Source organism: Pseudidiomarina aestuarii (genome assembly GCF_003987355.1).
GTDB classification, from domain to species: domain Bacteria; phylum Pseudomonadota; class Gammaproteobacteria; order Enterobacterales; family Alteromonadaceae; genus Pseudidiomarina; species Pseudidiomarina aestuarii.
The window spans coordinates 399656-413657 of record NZ_PIPR01000001.1 but is presented as its reverse complement, the minus strand read 5'-3'; the positions used below and the strand labels follow the sequence as shown (position 1 = coordinate 413657).

Here is a 14002-nt window from a genome sequence, read left to right as displayed (position 1 = left end):
TTAATGCATTGGTTTGCCCAGCTTTGAGAACAACCGTGCGAGCGCCGGTATCAGGATCAAGGCTCCCAACATATTCCACAGGAACATGAAAGTGAGCAGGATACCCATATCGGCTTGGAACTTGATTGGTGAGAATATCCAAGTCGCCACGCCAATCGCCAGTGTCAGACCAGTAAACCCTACCGCTTTACCCGTATTCTCAAGTGCATAACGGTAACAGTCATTCAAGTTCATGCCCTGCTCTAAGCCTTCTTTCATTTTGGTATAGATGTAAATACCGTAGTCGACACCAATACCAACACCTAACGCAATGACGGGCAGAGTCGCTACTTTCACACCGATACCTAACACCGCCATCAAGCCTTGACTCATGACAGTCGTTAATGCGAGTGGCAACACAATACAGGCAACCGTTCGAATGCTACGGAATGTGATTAAACATAAGACCACCACAACGCCGTACACCCACAACAGCATCTCGTACTGAGCATCCTCGATGACAGAGTTGGTCGCCGCCTCAATACCCGAGTTACCGGCCGCCATCAGCAATTCTAAGCCTTCTTGTTGATAGTTTTGGTTAAACTCGTTGACCGAGGCAACAACTGTTTTCAGTGTTTCCGCTTTGTGATCATTGAGATAAATGATGATCGGAGCCATGGAGCAATCTGGATTAATCAGCCCCGGTGGCGTGCGTGATGTATTCGCGTTTAATACGTACTGGTTACGATTGAGGCTAAACCACTTCAGGTTTCCTTCGTTTAAACCAAAGCCGCCCATTTTTGCGACATAGACAATCGATTTCACATCTTGCACACCCGGCGTGTTTTCCATGTGCCAACTGAACCGATCCATCAACTCCAGGTTATCATAGGCAATACATTGGCTAGGCGCCGTTTCAGCCATCACCACGAAGATATCGGTGCTGGAACTGTAGTTGTCGACCACAAACTGATTATCCAGGTTGTAACGGCTGTCTGGGCGCAATTCTGGTGCCCCCGCATCCAAATCACCGATCTTCATCTGCTGCCCGTAATAAGCCCCCCAAGACAATCCGACCACGGCTAGAATCAGCGCGGTGTAAGCGTATTTTGGCTGAGAGAAGCGACCGAAGAATGCCAGCATTGGATGCGCTTCGTTGCGAACCGACGCGGTGTAGGTTTGTCCACGTGGTGAAATACCTACGTAGGACATGATGATCGGTAGCAAGCCTAAATTAGTTAGGACGACAACAGCCACACCGATACTGGCTGCGATAGCCAGCTCTTGAATAACAGCGATATCAATGACCATCAAGGTGGTAAAACCAATAGCGTCTGAAATCAGAGCGGTTAGACCGGCAATATAGAGGCCACGGAATGCGAGTTGTGCGGCTTTTAATTTGTCGTGCCCATCAACGGTGTTGTTACTGATCGCGTTTATGATTTGTACACCATGGCTCACACCAATAGCGAACACCAAGAATGGCACGAGCATTGAATAGGGATTGATACCGCTGCCGATTAACTTGATGATGCCCAACTGCCAAATTACCGCAATAATTGAGCAAGCAAGCACCGCAATCGAGCTCCGCCAGCAACGGCTGTACCAAAACAGCATGACCAGCGTAATGATAATGGCGAGCAGGAAGAACAAACCAACTTGCTGCGCGCCTTCAATTAAATCACCAATAATTTTGGCAAAGCCAGTCATATGAATAGAGATAGTATCGCTTGAGTACTTGTCTCGGATCTGCGTTTCGAGCTGTTCGGAAAATTCCTGATAATCAAGCGGCTCTCCAGTTTCTGGATTCGTCTCGATCAAAGGAACATAAACGATAGCCGACTTAAAGTTCGTTGCGACTAAATTACCGACTTCGCCAGAGCGCAACGTATTGGTACGGAATTGCTCGAGTGACTCTTCTGGATTGTTATCATCCCATGTGTCTGGGACCACAGGTCCGCCAACAAAGCCTTCTTCAGTGACTTCACTCCAGCGCACGTTGGGTGTCCACAAGCTCTTGATTGCTGAGCGGTCAACTCCCGGAATAAATGTTGCTTCATCGGTTACAGAACGAAGCGTTTTTAAAAACTCAGGAGTAAAAATATCACCTTCTTCTGTGGCAACAACAATACGTACCACGTTACCCAAGCTGCGCAGATCATCTTGATGTTCGAAATAATTCTGGATAAACGGATGATTGGTGGGGATCATCTTCACAAAGCTGGCCTCGGGACGAACTTGACTCGCGTGCCAGCCTAAAAATAACGTCAAAGCCGCAAAAATAACGAACCACAACGGGCGAATACCAAATAATGCACGTTCCAACATTGTCAGCGATTCCTTATTCTTGTTCTACAGAGGCTGTATCAAACGATTCAAGTGACAGCACACCGCGCTGCCCAACCAAGGTCAACGAACCGTCTTGATTGATAGTTAAATCCGTCAAAATAGCGCCACTACTGTGTGTTCGTTGTTCAACTTCACCTTGCTCATCGACATAACCAACAACGCCAGCATTACCCACTAGGTAAACGCCACCGTTTGCTGCGTCGACGATGCTATTGATGTTGACCGTATCTTCAAGACGGATTTGAGTGTAGGTTTCACCTTGATCGTCGCTCATGAAAATATTGCCTCGTAGGCCAGCAACCCAGAGTCGGTCCGATTGATCGACATGTAATCCAAAAAACGAACCGTAATACGGTGAATCGAGAACTTCCCAAGAATCACCGCGGTCCGCACTGCGGAATATTTGCCCAGCCTCACCGGCAAGGAATAAATACTCAGAGCCATTCGCCAAACCGTTAAAGTGATAACCATCCGGATTCTCGACATTGGCATCCAATAAATTCCAGCTGGCTCCGCCATCATCACTACGCAGTAAGGTTCCATATGCTCCAGCAACCAGCACCGTGTTTGCATCCAGAGCTAAGACGTCAAGAAAAGGTTTTGTGGGACCTTCTTCCGCAGCAAAGTCGGCGTTTTCTGCTTGAAAGGTCGCATTCTCCAAAGCCCACTCGAGTTCTTCTATTTCAGCCTCATCGTCACTGGCATCAATGGCGGATTCAAGCTCTTCCACTAAGTTGCCCCAATAATTTTGCTGCAATTCAATAAATTGAAAGCCGTCAAGTTGGCGTTGCCAAGTTAACCCACCGTCGCTGGTCGCAACAATGACACCATGATGACCGACTGCCCAGCCGCGCTGAGCGTTGGCAAAACTGACTCCCGTGAACAGGACACTGGTAGGCACATTGGCTTGGATCCAATCACTACTATTCTGCTCACGCGTGAGTATCAAACCGTAGTCACCCACTGCGATCAGCCGCTCACCGGCTACCGCAATTTCTGTTAGTACAGCACGCTCAGCCTTTGGCGCAACCAGAGCTGGCGCGGTAATGACTTCATAGTCAGTCACCATTTGTGCTGCCACTGGCACCGTTAAAAGCGTCAGTGCACAACTTATGCCTAACCCTACGATTGTTCTTCTCATGGAACCCTCTTACAAATTTTGTGTCTTAGTATTGTCATTGTAACAGTTGCAAATTTTCGATAAGCGATACATGCTATGGATATTTCATGACAGGTCAAACCAGCTGCTACCATACCTTGAGAAAGGTAGAAACGCTAGTATCAGCTGGGGATTTTAATCGGTCTGCTTTTCATGTAGTTTAAGCGTATAAATCGATAAGAGTACAAAGTACAACAAGGAAAAACCCATGAATAAAATGATGCTTAAAGCCGGTGTGTTTGCGCTTTCTGTGATCTCAGTCAGTGTAATGGCGAAAGTCACTCCTGAGGAAGCTGCACGTCTTGGCCAAGATTTAACCCCAATGGGGGCTGAAATGGCTGGTAATGCCGATGGCTCCATTCCGGCGTGGACAGGCGGTTATAGCGTCGACGCAAATGGTGACGTCCCGGCTCGCCCAGCAGACCCTTTTGCTGATGATGAAATTCTCTTCACCATCACTCGCGATAACTTAGATGAACACCGTGACATGCTGTCTCCTGGACAGGTTGCTATGTTCAACAAGTATCCTGATTACAAAATGAATATCTATCCGACTCGTCGGACCGCTGCTTATCCGCAAGAAGTTTACGACGTCGTGAAAAAGAACGCCGTCAACGCTGAAATGGTTGCTGGTGGTAATGGTCTTGATAACTTCGACCGCCATGTGCCGTTCCCGATTCCACAAAATGGTCTGGAAGTGATTTGGAACCATGTAACCCGCTACCGCGGTGGTGCCGTCACTCGTTTGGTCAATCAGTTCCCAGTTCTCGAGAATGGTGATTTCGTGCCAGTTTTACTGCGTGAATCACTTGTATTCCCTGAATATATGCAAAGTGGTCGTGAAGAAGCAGACGACAACGTTTTGTTCTACTTCTTACAAGAAGTCCTAGCACCGAGTCGTTTGACCGGTACTGTATTGTTGGTGCACGAAACCATCAACCAGGTTCGTGAAGGCCGTCGCGCATGGTTATATAATGCAGGTCAGCGTCGCGTCCGTCGTGCGCCAAACGTTGCCTATGACGGTCCAGGTACTGCTTCGGATGGTCTACGTACCTCTGATGGCTTAGACATGTACAACGGTGCTCCAGACAAATACAACTGGGAACTCGTTGGTAAGCGTGAAATGTACATCGGTTACAACAACTACAAGTTGATGGATACCAATTTAAGCTATGACGATATCATCAACGCAGGTCACTTGAACCAAGATCTGATTCGTTATGAAAAACACCGCGTATGGGAAGTGAAAGCCACGTTGAAAGATGGTGAGCGCCATATCTATTCTACGCGTCACATGTTTATTGACGAAGATACTTGGACAGCGTCAGTGATTGATCATTACGATGGTCGTGGCGAGTTATGGCGTGTTGCTGAAGCTTACAATTCGCAGTTCTATCATCACGACACTCCGTGGATGGCTGCAGAAGCACTGTATGACTTAAACTCAGGTCGTTACATTGTCCTTGGTCTCGCTAACGAAGAATCTTCTTATATGGATTTCGATATCGAGCCAGAGCGTAGTGATTTCAGTACTTCTGCGCTGCGCCGTATGGGTATTCGTTAATCATCCTAATCATTTAAAAAGCCCCTTTACGGGGCTTTTTTTGTTATTGGCTACTGGGGCTACGAGCTACTAGCGATGTTTTTCTAATCGTGCTAACAGACTCGACGTATCCCAGCGATTCCCACCCATTTGCTGAACTTCCGCATAAAATTGGTCCACTAAAGCGGTCAATGGCAAAGTTAGACCCTGACGGTCCCCCTCTGCTAGAGCAATTTTAAGATCCTTACGCATCCAATCTACGGCGAAACCATGGTCGTAGTGTTGCTCCCACATTGTCTTGTAACGATTTTGCATTTGCCATGAACCGGCAGCGCCCTGACTAATTGCTTTAATCAGCGTATCTGCGTCTAATCCAACTTTGCGCGCAAACGATAACCCCTCGGCTAAGCCTTGCACCACACCCGCTATGCAAATTTGATTCACCATCTTCGCTAACTGGCCATGCCCTGCTGGACCCATATACTCGCGAGTTTTAGCATAGCTGGATAGCATCGTATCGACAGCTGCTAGGGCACTTTGGTCACCGCCAATCATCGCCGTCAGCTTGCCATTTTCTGCACCTTGCTGACCACCGGATACGGGCGCGTCGAGAAAGCGCCCGCCTGCTTCACTAACAGCCTGACTTAACTCGCGAGCGAGTTCTGCGGATGCCGTCGTATGGTCAATCACAATAGCACCCGGTTTTAGTTCAGCGAGCAGGCCATCCGAGCCGTAAAAGACACTACGGACGTCGTCGTCATTGCCAACACAGACACAAATGACATCCTTCCCAGCCGCCGCTGCTCGTGGTGTCGATGCCGCTTCTCCGCCGTATTCTTGTACCCAGCGTTGCGCCTTACTGCCAGTGCGATTATAAACGGTCGTGTTCCAACCCTCTCGCTGTAAATGGCCGGCCATGGGATAACCCATGACGCCTAAGCCGATAAAAGCAACCTGCGGTTTCATCATGACTCCTTCTGCTGGTTGTGATTAATCTTTAGATGATTGAATGGGTATATGTATCGTTAAGCCTTGTGGAATAACTTGAACGGGTTGCGGCCCAGTATCGAAACAATCGCCATCTAATTCAATAGAGTGCTCACTATCACCGATTATGAACTGACTACCAACACTTAAATTGACCAACTCCGTTTGTTCGATATGCCCGCGAAGCACTTGAACCAATGCTTTGAATTGACACCAGCGTGATGCCCGCGGCACTGCCGCCCACTGTGCGATTCCTGCATAGCGATTGGCGCGCGGATAAATGGGTATACCTCCACCAATAAAGCGACTTACCGCAACAATTTGTGCATCGTACAAAGCTCCGGTTTCAGTATCATGTATGGACGATCGCTTTTCATAGGGGCCACAGAGATAGCGCAAGATGGCGAGTACATAACTACCACCACGCAAAAGTCGTTTCATCCACGGCCGTTGCAGCCGAATCAGATCAACTGTAAGTCCTGCTCCGGCATGATTGACAAAGAAATGTTCACCACATCGACCCAGGGCAACGTGACGCTTTGCATAGCTGTTCTGCAAACGCCAGCTTGCGTCGAAAATGCCATTGTCGCGAGCAAAGTCGTTGCCAGTACCTAAAGGCACCACCGAAATCGGTACGTCACTGTGTGCGAATACTTGCGCAGCTATGTTGACGCTGCCATCGCCACCCATCACGATTAATTCATCAATGTATCCGCGTAACGAAGTTAATTGCTGAATATCGATGCGACGATTCGGTGTGCTTGCAATAAGCGATACCGCGCAGCCCAAACGATGAAAGTGTTGCTCATACATCGCGACCAACCGCAAAATTCGCGGCCGAAGTGCGTGGTAGTAGATAGCAATATGTTGTGATGAGGACGTCACGTCGTTACTCGTCAAAACGAATGAGCCAATGCAAATAGCGGCCTAAATCACGAAATGGGGATTCTTGGTTGAATCTGAGTTCAATTTCTAACAGTTGGTCAAATTGCTCGGCATCCTTTGGGTTACGGAGATAATCATGAATAACCCGAACACCCGTTTTGCTTAAAACGTGACCATTTTGGGCCTGGATCCACTGCTCAACCTGATTGGGATCCAGCGGTTGCTGTGGACTGAGTCGAACTGTTTTCTTCACCTTCAAATTGCTTTGAACATAGTCGAAATTGCCATAAATGGCGTTCGCAAAATACTTTGCATTACGATTGTAGAACATCAACGACAGTTGTCCGTTGGGAGCCAGCAGTCGCTTGATAACCAGCAGCGCTTGCTCAGGATTAGCCATCCACTCCAATACTGCATGGCATAACACTAAATCATAGTGCTCGGACTCGAGAAGCTGCGGTAAATCTTGCAATGCCGCGACTTCGTAGCGATGCGCTAGTAACCCCTGCTGCTGATGCAGCGCTTTCGCTTCGACAACCATTTCGGCAGCGATATCTGTGTGTGTGACTTGGTGTCCAGCCGCAATGAACCAAGCGGATAACTGCCCTAGCCCGCCTCCAATATCTAATATTCTTAACGGTGATGCTTCGTAAAACGACGCCAAGTCACGTTTCAGAACCGCGAGTCTCAATCGACCCTTCGTTGTGGCGTAAATATTACGCTGAAACTTGCCCGTCATCGAAGCAAAGCTTTGGTCATGTTCACTCATGCAGGGTTATCGATATCAATAAAGTGGTGCGTTAATTCAAACCGTTCCGCCAAATGTTCACCAAGCGCTTTAATGCCGTAGCGCTCGGTTGCATGATGGCCTGCGGCGAAAAATGCTAATCCTTGCTCGCGAGCGCTATGCACGGTTTGCTCAGAAACTTCACCCGTCAAATATGCATCGATGCCAACATCTGCCGCAATATCAATAAAACCCTGCCCGCCCCCAGTACACCAAGCAATGGTTCGAATGGGATCGTTTCGATCAATTTGGCAGGTCAGTGTTCGTCCAAGAACACTCTCAATATGTTGAGCAAAGGTCACGCTACTGTGATTGCCCGACACATCCCCCATCATCATGACACCCGGTGGATTTGCCGCCGCGACAATGCGTGCCTCCAAAATTCCCAGCTTTTCTGCTAACTGAATGTTATTTCCCACCCGCGGATGAATATCCAGCGGTAAATGATAGGCAAATAAATTGATGTCATGCTGCAACAAAAGTTGTAACCGGCGCTTCTTCATCCCCACTATTTCACTGCGCTCGTTCTTCCAAAAATAACCATGGTGAACCAATATCGCATCAGCATTTCTACTGACGGCCGCTTCGATCAAAGCTTGGCTTGCTGTAACTCCAGTCACAATGGTTTGAATGGCACTCCGCCCCTCGACTTGCAGCCCATTTGGACAATAATCTTGAATCGAGTCGACCTGAAAGAAGTCAGCTAAATAGCTGTTTAATTGTTGGCGCTCTAACATGGGTATGGCTCCTTCTAAGCTCGTATTTATCTCACTTCAACGAGGTCGTTGGACAAGCTCCGTAAAAAACGGTATAAAAATGAAGCGAACTGTTCATTTATAAAATTTCATCTTTAAAAAGGTAATCCATAGGATATATTGCATGAGCAAACTTGATAAAGACAAAGTTCTTGCTGATTTTACTGAAGCTTATCAGCAAGCCCACGGTAAACAACCGAAAATTGAAGCAAGTGGTGGTTGGTATAGCGTGGATGGTGGCAAAAACATGCGCCTAGCGCAATTGGCTGAGCAAGTGGACGAGCTGAAGGGTGGCGCTAAAAAAGCGACTAAAACAGCGGCTAAGAAGCCTGCAAAAGAAGCCGCAAAACCTGCTGCCAAAGCTGCTCCTGCGAAGAAAGCGGCCGCTGCAAAGGCACCAGCTAAAAAGGCTGCTCCAGCTAAAAAAGCCGCCGCGAAAAAATCGGCTTCTGCTAATTCGGGTGGTTTAACAGCCAAAGAGTTGTGGAAGAAGAAACTCGAAGAAGACGCTACATTGTCGCGTCTACCGCGTGGCTATGATAACTAAGTCATACACGAACTTCAGATAGAACAAAGCCCCATTGAATTGGGGCTTTTTTATGCGCACACTATACGCATTAACGTTTACCGATATAGAGCGTCAGTTCACCCACTGGTAAGCCGTATTTGTACATTTTAGTGCGGTTGATCATATTGTCTGCGTCGACCAGATACATCCAATCATCGAGCGTGACTGAAAACGGTTCACCGTCCATTTCAATGACTAAAACATATTCCCAGGTCAACACATTGCCAACGGTTTTACCCTTGGCCACGCCCTCTACGTCACTAGCGCGACCTTCGTATTCATTTGGCCCAGTCTTCGTGAGATACCAAATACGTTCTTGCTCGCGTCCATCAGCATAATAAAACTGTTCATCGAGCACGCCTTCGTTACCTTCCCAGGTGCCAACCATCTCCACTCGAAACCGTTGAATGACTTCTCCGCTGTAATCTTGGACAACACCATAAGCTACTAACTCACCATTAAAAAACTCTTCAAGTTTCAATTCTGGAGTTTCACCACGATAATCTTCAATACTCGAAGAACAGGCTGCTAGTACCAAAATAAATGCCGCGATAATGCTAAATTTCTTTGTCATGATCCTGCTCCTATTAATTCATTCCGCTCGTCTTTGAAGCGAGAATTTTCATCGAGCCAAATGGCTAAAAAGTCATCTGTGAACGTAGCCGACTGGATGGTTCCTAATTGCCCATCTGCCGAATGAAATTGAGCGAATCCATCAGCGTCCTCAATCATCATCAAACAGGTGCCTTTTTTCACGTCAGGCCACATTTGATTCAGTTCTTGCAGCCAAGTCTGATGATTCTCAGTAATCTCGATTCCCAATCGTTCCCACTCTTCCTGAGTGCTCTCAACAAGTTCTGTCGCTTTAATTTCACGCAGGTAAGTCAAGCGAAGGGCGCGCTGGTCATAACTATCATAATTCCCGCTATCGGTGCGTAATTGAGCATCGTATACATCCCAAAACAATACCGACAGCCGGGTTTCGCCAACCACTTCTAAACTTTCAAACTGGTCGTTGACGCAGGCACCTTGAGCAGAAAACGTTACTGAACTCAAACCAATAACACTTGCAGCAACAAACCAACTAAGCCGTTTTTGTCTCTTCATGGGACTCTCCTTGAAGCTTCATGACATACGCAAAGATCAGCATATAGATGCACCATAAGACCCCATAAAGGGCCCAAAGTTGCCACTCAGGACCGTGCAAGGTAGCGGCATCTAATCGTATCCCTATGGCATAGGTTAGAGGTCCCGAGGCGATTCCAAAGAAACTGGCCAACCAGTAGCGACCTGCTAGCCAATCCAGTGTGTTCATCAGCATGGCAACAAAACCAAACCAAAGAAGTACTAGCCACCATGGAAAGGGGCCCTCGGTGAAGCTGATAATGCCTGAGAGAATAACGGTACCTTCGAGGCCTAAGCCAAGCAGGAGTAGCAGCGTGTAAAGATAAAATGAACGCTTCCCTATTAACGCTCCGCCTTTCCAAGCTAAGCCAATCTGAGCGACGACCAGCAAAGCTGTAACGAGTAACCAGTCACCTCGTCCAATCACCGCAGCAAACCAAACTGCATCAAACAGAAACAGCCCAGCTATGCGGCGCATATTCTGCCAAGAAAACGTTTTTTTCAGTTGAGCTTTGCTGGCAATCGACATAGTTAGCGACACATAGGCTTGGTGGCCACCAGTTGCACCGCAGACACAGCACGTTCACGAAAACCACCTTCGCAATACGCTAAATAGTAGTTCCATAAACGACCGAAGCGGTCATCATAACCCGAAGCTTTTAATTCTGGATGCTTGGCATTAAATTGAACGCGCCAGTCTTTTAAGGTGCGCGCGTAATCAAAGCCAATATCGTCAATATGACGCATGACCATATCAGTGTGCTTGGTGAACATTTCTGACATCATCGTGATGGATGGCAAAAAGCCGCCCGGGAAAATATATTTCTGAATAAAATCGACCGAGTTTGCGTAAGATTTCATTCGCTGGTCAGCGATGGTAATCGCCTGCAACGCCATCTTGCCCTCAGGCTTCAACAACCGACTACAGGTCTTGAAGAATGTCGGCATGTAAGAACGCCCCACCGCTTCAATCATTTCAACGGAGACCAACTTATCGTAGGTTCCCGTCAAATCACGATAATCTTGCTTCAGTAGGGTGACTTGCTCAGTCAAACCTTCTTGCACCAACAAATCGCGGACGTAGTCATGCTGTTCGGTTGAAATGGTCGTCGTGGTCACCCGACAGCCATAATTCTTGGCTGCAAAAACAGCCAAGCCGCCCCAGCCAGTGCCGATTTCAATCAAATGGTCAGCCGCAGTAAGTTCTAGCGAATCACACAACCGTTTGAGCTTGTGTTCTTGCGCCTCGGCCAGTGTCGACTGAGCACTTGGATAAACTGCACTAGAATACTGCAGCCTTGGGTCGAGAAACGCCTGATACAAATCATTGCCCAGGTCATAGTGCGCTGAGATGTTTTCTTTGGCTTGTTGCTTACTATTACTGCGACGCCAATGCTGGAATTTCTGGAACGGCAATAGCAACCAACTGAATTTAGCTTCGAGCTCATCCAGTGCGCGAAGATTGCGCGCGAACACCTGAATCACCGCGGTCAAATCGGGGGTTTCCCAGGCTTGGTCAATAAATAGTTCAGCCGCGCCAATACTCCCTTTCAGCAACATCCGACGGTAGAACGAGAAATGAAGTACATTGACTTCCGCTACGAGCGAACTCGTTGCATCGCCAAAATCACCCAATAGTGTCCCCTGCTCTTTGATGACGAATCGGCCATGCCGAATACGACTCAGTAAATTTAAGACGAGTTTTCGAGCCATCCGGTCGAAGCTTGATTCTTGTTGTTGCTCTGCAAGCACAGTTTCACCCTTGTACATAACGCTTCCTGTGTATTAACTCGCTGGGTGGTCGTATATTGGTGTGCGTTTGAGGAATAGCTTTAACGCTTGCCAATAAATCGCCGCCACAGTCGTTACTGTGTTGATCGGATATCTAAGAAATACGGAACGAATTGCTCTTGGGTTCAATTCGACTCGTTGTAGTGCCAAACTGGCACGAAAATGTTTCGTCTCGCGCACCGCATCCAATTGAATCAGGGAACGTGCTTCAACGTGATTCAACGGTGGCTTGATACGCCATTGATAGCTCATTTCTAACGGATTAAACGGCGACACATGAAATGCTTTTGGATGCTCCGCACGCGTCGTTTCGGTCGCCGCATCAGCCATATCAATTGCATAATAATGCCGCTCATTCCACGGGGTATTACTGACTTCGGCAAGCATATAGCTGTAATGACCTGCTTCATCCTCGACGAAATAGCAGTTAATAGGACTGAAATATAATCCCCAAGTTCTTAAGTTACCGAGGAAAAATACCCGCCCTGTCACTTTATTTCCAGTCAGCTCAGTCAGCTTTTGGCGGACACAAGTAGCCAAGTCTCCTACCGAGCCACGTAAATAATCAGCCCGCCGGAACCACAAAGGCGCAAACCGTCTTGTTGACAGCAAATGGCTACATTGATGCAAGGTGTCTAACTCATCGAGAGCCAGCCACCATTGCGTCGTCGAATAATGGAATTGGTGTTCCGTCGGTCGGTAACGACGGTGAAATACCTGACCTTTCTGTAAGGCGCTACTGAGCATCAGGTTGTGGTTCCAGACTTTGGTTCCAAACCTGCACTGGTATCTAAATCAGTGCGCCAATCAGAACCCAGCATACGAGCGACGTCCACTGCACTGCGAACACCATCTTCATGGAACCCGTTATACCAGTACGCACCGGTAAAATAGGTTTGGCGATGACCATTGATTTCGTGACGACGTTGGCGAGCTGCCATCGAAGCGACACTGTAAACCGGGTGTGAATAGGCGTATTGACCAATAATTTTATCGGGTTGAATAGCCGCGGTATTATTCAACGTCACACAAAATGTGTGCGGTGACTCTACCCCCTGCAAAATATTCATATTATACGTGACTGAACTTGGCCGTGTCCGCGCCTGCTCGCCATGATGGAGCAAATAGTTCCAACTCGCCCAAGCTCGCTGCGCTCGCGGTAACAAGCGAGTATCCGTATGTAACACAACATCGTTCATCTGATATGGGATATTGGTGAGGACATCACGCTCAGCTGCATCAGGGTCTGCCAGTAAATCTAAGGCCTCATCACTGTGGCAAGCAAAAATAACCGCATCAAAGCTTTCGGGTTGACGATCGACAAACTCGATCAAAACCGAGTCCTGTTCTTGCTCGCGCCGCTGGACGCGTGAGATTTTACTGTTCAAACGAATCTGGTCAGCGAACCCGGCGGTTAACTTTGGAATATAAGCACTGGAACCACCGACTATCGTTGCCCACTGTGGTCGGTCCGAGATATTCAATAACCCATGATTATTGAAAAAGCGCAGGAAGAACCCTAACGGGAACTGCTCGGCTTCCTGTAAACTGGCCGACCAAATCGCCGCGACCATAGGCAACAAATAATAGTCTGAAACGTCTTGCGACAAATTCTGCTCAGCAATGAATTCACCCAACGTCACTGTATCTAACGCATCACCACCTTTCTCATACGCTGATTTTGCCGCTTTGTTGAACTGGACGATACCTGACAACAGACGATAAAAAGAAGGTTTAAACAAGTTACTGCGCTGGGCAAATAGTGTATTCAGATTATGTCCGTTATATTCAAGACCACTGAGTGGATCGCGAACACTGAAACTCATTTCGGTATCACGCCAATCTACCCCAATTTCCCGCATCAAAGCTCGAAAATACGGATAGGTTCTATCGTTAAAGACAATAAAACCAGTGTCGACGGCGTAGGCCTGACCATCTTTTTCTAAATCGATGGTATGAGTGTGTCCACCAATGTAGTCATTTTTTTCAAAGACAGTGACATCATGCTTGCGGTGTAGTAACCACGCGCTCGTTAATCCGGCTATTCCCGAACCAATAATTGCTATCTTCATTG

Annotated in this window: 14 protein-coding genes; 2 read left to right on the top strand and 12 right to left on the bottom strand. The window is 47.7% G+C overall.

Going from position 1 to position 14002, the window contains the following annotated elements:
* Positions 1-2307, bottom strand: coding sequence for an efflux RND transporter permease subunit (locus CWE22_RS01900; RefSeq protein ID WP_169929710.1), 2307 nt, complete (start codon positions 2305-2307; stop codon positions 1-3).
* A 13-nt stretch (positions 2308-2320) separates the two neighbouring features.
* Positions 2321-3469: a WD40/YVTN/BNR-like repeat-containing protein gene (locus tag CWE22_RS01895; RefSeq protein WP_169929709.1), complete on the bottom strand. Its 1149-nt coding sequence runs from the start codon at positions 3467-3469 to the stop codon at positions 2321-2323.
* A 226-nt stretch (positions 3470-3695) separates the two neighbouring features.
* Here CWE22_RS01895 and CWE22_RS01890 point away from each other — a divergent pair, with 226 nt between their 5' ends.
* Positions 3696-5051 (top strand): DUF1329 domain-containing protein, encoded by a 1356-nt coding sequence (locus CWE22_RS01890; protein ID WP_169929708.1) that lies wholly within the window; start codon positions 3696-3698, stop codon positions 5049-5051.
* 69 nt (positions 5052-5120) lie between these two features.
* Here CWE22_RS01890 and CWE22_RS01885 read toward each other — a convergent pair whose 3' ends face one another.
* Genes CWE22_RS01885 through CWE22_RS01870 form a run of 4 tightly spaced genes read right to left on the bottom strand, consistent with a single transcriptional unit; the run spans position 5121 to position 8426 of the window.
* On the bottom strand, positions 5121-5996 hold the full coding sequence (locus tag CWE22_RS01885) for an NAD(P)-dependent oxidoreductase (RefSeq protein ID WP_169930986.1): 876 nt from the start codon (positions 5994-5996) through the stop codon (positions 5121-5123).
* A gap of 24 nt (positions 5997-6020) precedes the next feature.
* Positions 6021-6902, bottom strand: coding sequence for a diacylglycerol/lipid kinase family protein (locus CWE22_RS01880; protein WP_169929707.1), 882 nt, complete (start codon positions 6900-6902; stop codon positions 6021-6023).
* A gap of 4 nt (positions 6903-6906) precedes the next feature.
* Entirely contained in the window at positions 6907-7671 is a 765-nt protein-coding gene (locus CWE22_RS01875; protein ID WP_169929706.1) for a methyltransferase domain-containing protein, read from the bottom strand.
* Positions 7668-8426, bottom strand: a complete 759-nt coding sequence (locus CWE22_RS01870; RefSeq protein ID WP_169929705.1) for a Nif3-like dinuclear metal center hexameric protein — start codon at positions 8424-8426, stop codon at positions 7668-7670. Before CWE22_RS01870 ends, CWE22_RS01875 begins: the two co-directional genes overlap by 4 nt.
* 142 nt (positions 8427-8568) lie before the next feature.
* On the opposite strand from CWE22_RS01870, the gene CWE22_RS01865 reads away from it, so the two are divergent.
* A complete protein-coding gene (locus tag CWE22_RS01865; protein ID WP_169929704.1) occupies positions 8569-8991 on the top strand; it encodes a hypothetical protein in 423 nt (140 codons plus the stop codon).
* A gap of 70 nt (positions 8992-9061) precedes the next feature.
* On the opposite strand, the gene CWE22_RS01860 is transcribed toward CWE22_RS01865, so the two are convergent.
* The 6 genes from CWE22_RS01860 to CWE22_RS01835 are packed head-to-tail and all read right to left on the bottom strand — an operon-like array spanning position 9062 to position 14000.
* Positions 9062-9586: a DUF3833 domain-containing protein gene (locus CWE22_RS01860; RefSeq protein WP_169929703.1), complete on the bottom strand. Its 525-nt coding sequence runs from the start codon at positions 9584-9586 to the stop codon at positions 9062-9064.
* Positions 9583-10119 (bottom strand): chalcone isomerase family protein, encoded by a 537-nt coding sequence (locus CWE22_RS01855; RefSeq protein ID WP_169929702.1) that lies wholly within the window; start codon positions 10117-10119, stop codon positions 9583-9585. The genes CWE22_RS01860 and CWE22_RS01855 overlap by 4 nt, the downstream gene beginning before the upstream one ends.
* Positions 10097-10666, bottom strand: coding sequence for a DUF2878 domain-containing protein (locus CWE22_RS01850; protein WP_169929701.1), 570 nt, complete (start codon positions 10664-10666; stop codon positions 10097-10099). Before CWE22_RS01850 ends, CWE22_RS01855 begins: the two co-directional genes overlap by 23 nt.
* Positions 10667-10668: 2 nt before the next feature.
* Entirely contained in the window at positions 10669-11907 is a 1239-nt protein-coding gene (locus tag CWE22_RS01845; protein WP_169929700.1) for an SAM-dependent methyltransferase, read from the bottom strand.
* A gap of 15 nt (positions 11908-11922) precedes the next feature.
* Positions 11923-12675 carry a DUF1365 domain-containing protein gene (locus CWE22_RS01840; protein WP_169929699.1) on the bottom strand — a complete coding sequence of 251 codons (753 nt, stop codon included), beginning with the start codon at positions 12673-12675 and terminating at the stop codon, positions 11923-11925.
* Positions 12675-14000, bottom strand: coding sequence for an NAD(P)/FAD-dependent oxidoreductase (locus CWE22_RS01835; protein WP_169929698.1), 1326 nt, complete (start codon positions 13998-14000; stop codon positions 12675-12677). Before CWE22_RS01835 ends, CWE22_RS01840 begins: the two co-directional genes overlap by 1 nt.
* Positions 14001-14002 lie beyond the last annotated feature (2 nt).

Excerpts from the sequence above, each read along its gene's own strand:
- CWE22_RS01900 (WP_169929710.1), bottom strand. The coding sequence starts at position 2,307 with ATGTTGGAACGTGCATTATTTGGTATTCGCCCGTTGTGGTTCGTTATT.
- CWE22_RS01865 (WP_169929704.1), top strand. The coding sequence starts at position 8,569 with ATGAGCAAACTTGATAAAGACAAAGTTCTTGCTGATTTTACTGAAGCT.
- CWE22_RS01870 (WP_169929705.1), bottom strand. The coding sequence starts at position 8,426 with ATGTTAGAGCGCCAACAATTAAACAGCTATTTAGCTGACTTCTTTCAG.
- CWE22_RS01855 (WP_169929702.1), bottom strand. The coding sequence starts at position 10,119 with ATGAAGAGACAAAAACGGCTTAGTTGGTTTGTTGCTGCAAGTGTTATT.
- CWE22_RS01835 (WP_169929698.1), bottom strand. The coding sequence starts at position 14,000 with ATGAAGATAGCAATTATTGGTTCGGGAATAGCCGGATTAACGAGCGCG.
- CWE22_RS01890 (WP_169929708.1), top strand. The coding sequence starts at position 3,696 with ATGAATAAAATGATGCTTAAAGCCGGTGTGTTTGCGCTTTCTGTGATC.
- CWE22_RS01845 (WP_169929700.1), bottom strand. The coding sequence starts at position 11,907 with ATGTACAAGGGTGAAACTGTGCTTGCAGAGCAACAACAAGAATCAAGC.
- CWE22_RS01875 (WP_169929706.1), bottom strand. The coding sequence starts at position 7,671 with ATGAGTGAACATGACCAAAGCTTTGCTTCGATGACGGGCAAGTTTCAG.
- CWE22_RS01850 (WP_169929701.1), bottom strand. The coding sequence starts at position 10,666 with ATGTCGATTGCCAGCAAAGCTCAACTGAAAAAAACGTTTTCTTGGCAG.
- CWE22_RS01840 (WP_169929699.1), bottom strand. The coding sequence starts at position 12,675 with ATGCTCAGTAGCGCCTTACAGAAAGGTCAGGTATTTCACCGTCGTTAC.
- CWE22_RS01885 (WP_169930986.1), bottom strand. The coding sequence starts at position 5,996 with ATGAAACCGCAGGTTGCTTTTATCGGCTTAGGCGTCATGGGTTATCCC.
- CWE22_RS01895 (WP_169929709.1), bottom strand. The coding sequence starts at position 3,469 with ATGAGAAGAACAATCGTAGGGTTAGGCATAAGTTGTGCACTGACGCTT.
- CWE22_RS01860 (WP_169929703.1), bottom strand. The coding sequence starts at position 9,586 with ATGACAAAGAAATTTAGCATTATCGCGGCATTTATTTTGGTACTAGCA.